Source organism: Corallococcus aberystwythensis (genome assembly GCF_003612165.1).
GTDB lineage: Bacteria > Myxococcota > Myxococcia > Myxococcales > Myxococcaceae > Corallococcus > Corallococcus aberystwythensis.
Genome location: NZ_RAWK01000380.1, coordinates 1 through 7,110, shown reverse-complemented (window position 1 = coordinate 7,110; position 7,110 = coordinate 1). Strand labels below are relative to the sequence as shown.

8 protein-coding genes are annotated in these 7,110 nt (G+C 71.0%); 5 read left to right on the top strand and 3 right to left on the bottom strand.

The window, feature by feature from the left end:
- The first annotated feature begins 248 nt into the window (after positions 1-248).
- Genes D7W81_RS38175 through D7W81_RS38165 form a run of 3 tightly spaced genes read left to right on the top strand, consistent with a single transcriptional unit; the run spans position 249 to position 2,827 of the window.
- On the top strand, positions 249-1,622 hold the full coding sequence (locus D7W81_RS38175; RefSeq protein ID WP_120560282.1) for a ParB/RepB/Spo0J family partition protein: 1,374 nt from the start codon (positions 249-251) through the stop codon (positions 1,620-1,622).
- A gap of 3 nt (positions 1,623-1,625) precedes the next feature.
- A complete protein-coding gene (pyrE, locus tag D7W81_RS38170; RefSeq protein WP_120560281.1) occupies positions 1,626-2,201 on the top strand; it encodes an orotate phosphoribosyltransferase in 576 nt (191 codons plus the stop codon).
- On the top strand, positions 2,198-2,827 hold the full coding sequence (locus tag D7W81_RS38165; protein ID WP_120560280.1) for a hypothetical protein: 630 nt from the start codon (positions 2,198-2,200) through the stop codon (positions 2,825-2,827). Before pyrE ends, D7W81_RS38165 begins: the two co-directional genes overlap by 4 nt.
- Before the next feature lie 27 nt (positions 2,828-2,854).
- Here D7W81_RS38165 and D7W81_RS38160 read toward each other — a convergent pair whose 3' ends face one another.
- From D7W81_RS38160 to nadB, 3 genes are read right to left on the bottom strand one after another with little or no spacing between them, the layout of a single operon-like run.
- Positions 2,855-3,457, bottom strand: a complete 603-nt coding sequence (locus D7W81_RS38160; RefSeq protein WP_120560279.1) for an LOG family protein — start codon at positions 3,455-3,457, stop codon at positions 2,855-2,857.
- Positions 3,458-3,459: 2 nt separating this feature from the next.
- Positions 3,460-4,227 (bottom strand): rhomboid family intramembrane serine protease, encoded by a 768-nt coding sequence (locus tag D7W81_RS38155; RefSeq protein ID WP_120560278.1) that lies wholly within the window; start codon positions 4,225-4,227, stop codon positions 3,460-3,462.
- Between the two features lie 6 nt (positions 4,228-4,233).
- The gene (gene nadB / locus D7W81_RS38150) at positions 4,234-5,817 is read right to left on the bottom strand and encodes an L-aspartate oxidase (RefSeq protein WP_120560277.1); all 1,584 of its coding nucleotides are present in this window, start codon (positions 5,815-5,817) and stop codon (positions 4,234-4,236) included.
- A gap of 88 nt (positions 5,818-5,905) precedes the next feature.
- Between nadB and D7W81_RS38145 the strand changes: the two genes are divergently transcribed.
- On the top strand, positions 5,906-6,595 hold the full coding sequence (locus tag D7W81_RS38145; protein WP_120560276.1) for a lytic transglycosylase domain-containing protein: 690 nt from the start codon (positions 5,906-5,908) through the stop codon (positions 6,593-6,595).
- The coding region (locus D7W81_RS38140; protein ID WP_147445774.1) for a tetratricopeptide repeat protein at positions 6,552-7,110 on the top strand (559 nt) is incomplete at its 3' end. The genes D7W81_RS38145 and D7W81_RS38140, both read left to right, overlap by 44 nt.

The window sequence follows — 7,110 nt, the reverse complement described above, 5'->3', positions numbered from 1 at the left end:
CGGAAGCACTGCTCGCCTGCTCAGTGGACGCCGGGCTCCGGAGCCTCCGCGCCCGGCGTCCACTGAGCAGGCGAGCAGTGCTTCCGCGCCCATTCCCCGCGTGATGGGTGCTGGCGCGAAGAAGAAGGTCGTGGTGAAGAAGTCCCGCTAGAGACCTCCCGCCGCGCCGTCGTTTCCGGCGGCGCGGGGGTTGGACAACCGGGGGTGCCACCATGGACGCCGAGCACAGGGCCGAGGGACAGGAAGGGATGCCGGGCACACCTGGGGAGAACGCGACGCCGTCCGAGCACGAGGGCGCGGCCGACGCGTCCCCGCCGAAGCACGGCGAGGGCGCGAGTGGAGACGTGACGTCGGAAGGCACCACCCCGGCTGAAGCGGGTGGAGCCCAGACGGACCTGCCCGGCGAGGGGCAGACCATGAGCACCACGGGAAGCGATACGGAGCCCCGAGCGGCCGGTGACGAGGGCAGCGGCGCCTCGGACGCATCCGCGGCGAGCACGGCCGGTGGCGAGGGCAGCGGCTCCTCGGACGCATCCGAGGCGAGCACGGCTGGTGGCGAGGGCAGCGCGTCCGCGAGCGGACCGGAGTCCAGTGAGGCCCGCGACGCCGGCACCGGGACTTCGAGCGAGCCGTCCGCCGGGGAAGGCGATGGGTCCTCGACCGGGGCGGACGCACGCAACGCGGGCGAGACCGGTCAGGGCGAGGGCACGGATGCCGGTGCGGACGCCTCCACGGGGCCCGGCCGCTACGTGGAGCTGGCCTCGGGCGAGCGCGTGCAGGACGCTTCCGGCACGGGCAGCGACGGCGGCGGCGAGGCGAAGGACGTGCTGGAGGAGCCGCGCACCGGCCCGGTGTCGGGCGCGGACGACGCGCTCCTGGGCGCCGGCATCTGGGACGTGGCGAGCCGCGCGAGCCAGGAGGACGCGGGCTCCGGCGCGCAGGCGGAACAAGGCTCCAACGAAGACGCGGCGACCCCGGAAGGGGAGCCCCACGCGGAGGCCATCGAGCCGCGCGTGATGGGACAGGTGACGGCGATGGTGTTGCCGCTGGAGCGACTGGACGAGGACACCACCTTCCGCCTGCGGGACGAGGGCGACGTGTCCGAACTGGCGACGGACCTGGCGCGACTGGGCCAGCTGTTCCCGGTGGACGTGCGCCCGCGCGGCGAGGACCGCTACCAGCTCATCTGCGGCTTCCGGCGCGTGGCGGCGCTGCGCTTCCTCAAGCGCGACCAGCTCCAGGTACGCGTGCACGAGGAGCTGTCGGATGAGGACGCGCTCCTGCTGTCCCTGGCGGAGGCCATCCACGCCTCGCCGGTGGAGCATGACGTGCTGGAGGCCAAGCGCGAGTCGCTGGAGGCCGAAGGCCGGCTGACGGCGCCGGTGCGCGACATGCTGGAGAAGGCGCTCGCCACCGAGGAGACGCTGGCTCCGGAGGGCGTCGAGGAGGAGATCGACGCGGACGAGCTGGCGGTGGACGTCGCGCAGCGCATGGGCGCCCTCAACCAGGACCTGTCGCTGCTCGCGGACGTGTTCGCGGCGCTGGACGAATCGCGCAAGGCGGAGTTGCTGATGCAGCTGCGCTACTCGGCGCAGCTGGTGGCGTACCTGGAGGATCTGTAGCCCATGCCGGAAACGCTCGAACGCGACCGCGCCCGGCTCCTGGAGGTGCTCACGCAGCGCTCCTTCGAGCGCAGGCGCGTGGTGCTCTCCTCCGGCAAGGAGTCGGACTTCTACATCGACTGCAAGCGCACGGCGCTGCTCGCCGAGGGGCACTACCTCATCGGCCGGCTGCTCCTGGAGGCCATCCGGCGTGACGCTCCGTCGGCGGTGGCCGCGGGCGGGCTGACGCTGGGCGCGGATCCGCTCGCGTCGGCGGTGAGCCTCACTAGCTTCCTGGAGGGCGGCGGCCAGAAGCCCCTGCACGCGTTCATCGTGCGCAAGGAGCCCAAGGGCCACGGCACCGGCCAGTGGATTGAAGGCCTGTCCGCGCTGGGCCCCGGCGCCCCGGTGGCCATCGTGGAGGACGTGGTGACGACGGGCGCGTCCACGCTCAAGGCGATTGAGCGCGCGAAGCTGGAGGGCCTGACGGTGCTGGGCGCCTTCGCGCTGGTGGACCGGCTGGAGGGCGGACGCGAGGCCGTGGAGGCCACCGGCCACCGACTCACCACGCTGTTCACGCGCAAGGACTTCATCCCGTGAGAAGGCTGCTGGTGGCCGCGGTGCTCTTGGGCGTGCTGGGGGGCTGCGCCAGCTCTCCACCCAGCGTCGGCGAGCCCGCGCCCACGCTGGATGATCCGAAGCAGGAGGCCGCCTACCTCGCCGTGTTGGATCGGTACTCGGACCGCAAGGAGATCTACGACGGCTTCGACACGCGCGTCTTCGCGGGGGCCACGCTCCAGACGCCCGCCTTCCGCGAGGCCCGCATCCACCGCCGCGCCATCTTCCAGACGCTGCCCGCGGCCAAGGTGGAACAGCTCCTCGCGGAGGAGAAGGCCGAGGCGGAGCAGTTCCACGAGTTCTTCCTGGCGGTGCACGTCAACGACTACCGCTACGACGACTTTGCCCACCGCAACAGCATCTGGCGGATCGCGCTGGTGACGCCCGCGGGCGAAATCACGCCCTTGGCGATCCGCCGGATGGGCCGGTCGGACCTCAACGTGCGCGCGTACTACCCGTACGCCAGCCTCTTCTGGGTGACCTACCGCGTGCGCTTCCCCAAGGTGTTCGCCGACGGCCAGCCCGTCATCCCCGAAGGCACCGAGCAGGTGATGCTCCGCGTCGCCTCGTCGCTGGGGAACGCGGAGCTGAAGGTGAGCGCGCGCTGACGTGGTAGCAGGGGACGGCCGCGGACCTCAGGTCTGCTGGCCGTCCTTCAGCCACTTCGACGTGAGCGGCATCGTGGGCCCCGCGAGCAGGCGGTCCAGGAGCGCGTCCGGCGAAGGGTTCACCGCGAAGGGCATGCCCTGCGTCTCCGGGACGAAGCCCGCCTCCACCATCCGGTTCACCAGCGCGAGCAGCGGCTGGAAGAAGCCGTCCACGTCCAGGAGGCCCATGGGCTTGCGGTGCAGACCCAGCTGCGCCCAGGTGACGATTTCAAAGAGCTCGTCCAGGGTGCCGAAGCCGCCCGGCAGGGCGATGAAGGCGTCCGCGCGCTCGGCCATCAGCGCCTTGCGCGCGTGCATGGAGTCCACCCGGTGCAGCTCCGTCAGCCGCGGGTGGGCCAGCTCCTTCGCGTCCATGAAGTGGGGCAGCACGCCCACGGTCTTGCCGCCATTGGCGATGACCGCGTCCGCCACCGCGCCCATCAACCCCACGCTGGCGCCGCCGTAGACGAGCGTCAGCCCCCGCTTCGCCAGCGCGGCCCCCATCCTGGAGGCTGCCTCGCGGAACTCGGCGCGCACGCCGGAGCGCGAGCCACAGAAGACGCAGACGCTGCGCACGGTGCTCTCAGCCATGGTCAGAAGGATCCGTACCGTTGGGGGTGGGCGGCCACCACGGCCAGCGCCGCGGCGATGAACAGCAGGACGGGGATGGCGCGCGAGTAGAACTTCGGGCCCAGGCGCAGCGCCATGCCGCACGGCAGGCCAAAGAGGAAGCCGCCCAGGTGCCCGGCCCAGCTCACTCCAGGCAGGAGGCTGATGACCGCCACCTGCACGAGCCAGAACAGATGCTCCCGGCGGCCCTGCTGGTTGAGGATGGGCAGCATCGCGCCGCCCCAGCCCAGGATCATCCCGGACGCGCCCACCGTCACGGTGTTGAAGTTGAAGAAGAGCGCGAACGCGGAGCCGCCCAGCGCCGTGACGAGCGACATCGCCAGGAACCGCCAGCTGCCGATGCCGCGCTCCAGCGACGTGCCCATCGAATAGACGGCGGACATGTTGAAGAGCAGGTGCAGCGGGCCGCCGTGCTCGAACACCATGCCCAGCAGGCGCCAGTACTCGCCGTCCCGGATCCACGGGCCATAGAGCGCCAGCGGCCCCACGATGCCGTAGCGCCCGCCCTCCGGCGTCACCAGCTGCCGGCCCATGGAGCTGCTCAGGAAGAACATCCCCACCGCGCCCGCGATGATGGCGTAGCTGACGTAGGGCGTGGGCAGCGGAGGGCCGGGCTGCCGTGGACCCGGCGGAGGTCCGTCCCCGTCCTGGCCACGCGGCGTGGGGCCCTGCGCATCTCCCAGCCCGGAGGGGCCGGGGAGGTCATCCAGCATGCGGCGCGGACGGGACATGGCGGCTCACAGCTCCCGCGAGAGGACGGTGTCGCGCGTGCCCTGGTGCTCGTCCGTGTGGGGGTAGTCCAGGGTGTAGTGCAGGCCCCGGCTCTCCTTGCGGCGGCTCGCGCAGTCCACGATGAGGTGCGCCACCTCCGCGATGTTGCGCAGCTCGATGACGTCGCGGGTGACCTTGAAGCGCCAGTAGTAGTCGCGGATCTCCTCGCGCAAGAGCTCCAGCCGCCGCCGCGCGCGCATCAGCCGCTTGTCCGTGCGGACGATGCCCACGTAGTTCCACATCAGCCGGCGGATCTCATCCCAGTTGTGGGTGACGACCACGCTCTCGTCGGAGTCCACCGCGCTGCCGGAGTCCCAGGCCGGCGGATCCTCCTTCGGCAGGGACTGCGAGGACAGCTCCTCCGCCGCCACCTGCACCGCGCGGTGCCCGAACACCAGGCCCTCCAAGAGCGAATTGGACGCGAGCCGGTTGGCGCCGTGCAGGCCCGTGCAGGACACCTCGCCGATGGCGTACAGGCCCGGCACGTTGGTGCGCCCGGACAGGTCCGTCACCACGCCGCCGCACTGGTAGTGGGCCGCGGGCACGACGGGGATGGGCTGCACCGCCATGTCGATGTTGAAGGCCTTGCAGGTGGCGTAGATGTTGGGGAAGCGCTCGGTGAGGTACGCGCGGCCCAGGTGCGTCATGTCCAGGTAGACGCAGTCGTTGCCCGTGCGCTTGAGCTCCGCGTCGATGGCGCGCGCCACCACGTCGCGCGGGGCCAGGTCCCGCATGGGGTGGTAGCGGTCCATGAACGTCTGGCCGCCCTTGAGCCGCAGCTTGCCGCCCTCGCCACGCAGCGCTTCGCTGATGAGGAAGCTCTTGGCCTCCGGGTGGAAGAGGCACGTGGGGTGGAACTGGTAGAACTCCATGTTCGCCACGCGCGCGCCCGCGCGGTACGCCATGGCCACGCCGTCGCCCGTCGCGACGTCCGGGTTGGAGGTGTAGAGGTACACCTTGCCCGCGCCGCCCGTGGCCAGCACCGTCACCTTGGAGAGGAAGCGCTCGATGGCGCCGTTCTCCAGGAGCGCGTACGCGCCCACGCACCGGCTGGAGGGGGCGTGTGGCCGGCGGTCCAGGATGAGGTCGATGGCGGCCGTGTTCTCGAAGAAGGTGATGTTGGGCTGCTGATCACACGCGGCCAGGAGCGCGCGCTGCACCTCGCGGCCGGTGATGTCGCCCGAGTGGATGACCCGGCGGGCCGAGTGGCCGCCCTCGCGGGTGAGGTCGAACTCGCCGCCCAGCCGGTCGAACTCCGCGCCCAGCGCCACCAGTTCCCTGAGGCGCGTGGGCCCCTCGCGCACCGTCACCTCCACCGCGTCCCGGTGGCACAGGCCCGCGCCCGCGACGAGCGTGTCCTCGATGTGCGCGTCGAACGTGTCCGTGGGGGCCAGGACGCTCGCGATGCCCCCTTGCGCGTAGGCGGTGTTGCCCTCGCCACGCTCGCGCTTGGTGAGCACGGCGACAGTGCCGTGCCGGGCCGCCTGCAGGGCGAACGACAGGCCTGCCACGCCGCCGCCCATGACGAGGAAATCAAACCGATGGGGCATGGCCAACAGGCTTAATGGCGGTAAGTGCTGGAAACAAGGCGTTTTCTTGAGGACTTTCCGGGCGTTGTCTAAGGTTTCGCCCGCCGCCATGCGTGTCCTGACCGCCCTCGTTGTCCTGCTGACCGCCGCCCTCCCGGCGTACGCCTCCGACGGCATCTACAGCTACGTCGAGAAGGACGGCACCATCGTCTACACGAACGTGCCGCCCGGAGGCGCGCGCAAGGCACGCAAGCTGTCCGGGACCTTCACGCCCGCGCCGGCCAAGTCCGCGCCCGTGCGGGGCCGCTCGCGGACGCCCGCGGAGCTGGATCCGCACATCACCACCGCGGCGCTGCGCTACCGCATCCCGTCCGCGCTGGTGCGCGCCATCATGCACACGGAGAGCAACTTCAACCCGAACGCGCTCAGCCATAAGGGCGCCAGCGGGCTGATGCAGCTCATGCCGGGCACCGCGTCGGACATGTACGTGAAGGACATCTTCGACTCGAAGGACAACATCGAGGGCGGCGTGCGCTACCTGCGCGTGCTGGCGAACATGTTCGACGGCGACATGGTGAAGATGGTCGCCGCGTACAACGCCGGGCCGGACGCGGTGAAGAAGTACGGGGGCCAGGTGCCGCCGTACGCCGAGACGCAGGAGTACGTGCGCAAGGTCCTCCAGCTCTACCAACACTACAAGGAGCGCGAGCGGCTCGCCCAGGCCGAGGCCAGCAGCCGTGAGCCCACACCCGAGAATGACGACGCGCACGAAGGGGACGAAGGAGCCGGGCCCCGCTGACGAGGAGTTCCTGCAGCAGCTCCACCGCGGAGGTGAGCTGCTGGGCGCCGGCAAGGTCACCGAAGCGAAGGACTTCCTGGAGCGTGCGCACCAGCTGCAGCCGCGCCACGAGAAGGCCCAGAACCTCCTGGGCCTGACGTATTTCAAGCTGGGCCTCTTCGACCGCGCCGCGGAGCTGTACGAGATGCTCGTGCGGGACAACCCGGTGGACCCCACGCTGCGCGTGAACCTGGGGCTCGTCTACCTGAAGACGAACGCACTCCAGCGCGCGGCGCGCGAGTTCGAGACCGCCACCGACCTGGCCCCGGACCACAAGAAGGCCCACAACTACCTGGGGCTGACCTTCGCCCAGATGGGCGAGTACGGCCGCGCGCGCGAGCACTTCCTCCTGTCCGGCAGCGACGCCATGGCGGAGAAGATGTCGCGCGCCATCGCCGGAGAGGCCTACAGCCGTCCGCCCGCCGCCCCGGCTCCCGCGCCGGCCCGTCCGCGCGACGAGGAGGGGAGTGCCACCC